Origin of the sequence: Amycolatopsis sp. WAC 01376, from assembly GCF_003947415.1 — a bacterium.
In the GTDB taxonomy this organism is placed as follows: Bacteria; Actinomycetota; Actinomycetes; order Mycobacteriales; family Pseudonocardiaceae; genus Amycolatopsis.
In genome coordinates this window covers 1-829 of the sequence record NZ_QHKL01000022.1, presented here as the reverse complement: position 1 = coordinate 829, position 829 = coordinate 1, and the positions used below count along the sequence as shown (strand labels likewise).

General features: G+C 67.2%; 1 protein-coding gene. It reads left to right on the top strand.

From position 1 onward, the window contains the following. Window positions 1–20: 20 nt before the first annotated feature. The coding region (locus DMH03_RS41930) for a DUF222 domain-containing protein (protein WP_125797549.1) at window positions 21–829 on the top strand (809 nt) is incomplete at its 3' end.

Genomic DNA, 829 nt, shown 5'->3' with positions numbered 1-829 from the left:
TGAAGGAGGTCAACGGTTCGCTGGATTCGTTGGGGGATAAGGATGTTGTGGATGTCGCGGTGGCGGCGTCGGAGGGGATCGCGCGGTTGGAGGCGGTCCGGTTCCGCGCTATCGCACAGTTGGGTCGTCATCGTGGTGGGGTGGGGAGTGTGGTGCAGGAGGTGGCTTTCGCACTGTCTGTTGTGGACCGTCACGCGGGCACCCTGGTTTTCACCGCGGAGGCGTTGACCACCCGGCTACCGCGGACACTCGGGTTGATGGACCAGGGGCTGGTGGATGGGTTCCGGGCGGTGAAGGTGGCCGCGGCGACGTCGTGGCTGTCGGATGAGGATGCCCGGGCCGCAGATGCATTGTTGGAGGATCGGTTGGAGGGGAAGAATTCGGAGCAGGTCCGCAAAGCGGCGAGTCATGCGGCGGTGACGGTGGATCGGGAGGGTGCTTCTCGCCGGTCTGAGCACTCTCGGGCGGGCCGCCGCCTGACGATGCGTCAGGGCGAGGCGGGGGTGGCGTCGATCGAGGTCGAGGACGGCCCGGTCGAGAAAGTCACCGCCGCCTACACCCGGATCGACCGCGAAGCACGGGCCCTGAAGACCGGTGACGAGTCCCGCACCCTGGATCAGCTCCGCGCCGACGTCGCCCTGGACCTCCTGCTGGGTGGGCAGGGCGGAAAGAGCGAACGGTGCGAGGTGTTCCTCTATATGGATTTGGCGACCTATCTCGGCGCGAACGAGGACCCGGCGGAGCTGGCCGGGCATGGGTGTATCCCGGCGTCGTTGGCGCGGGAGATCGCGGGTGGGCCGGATACGGTGTTGCGGCGGATCATCACCGA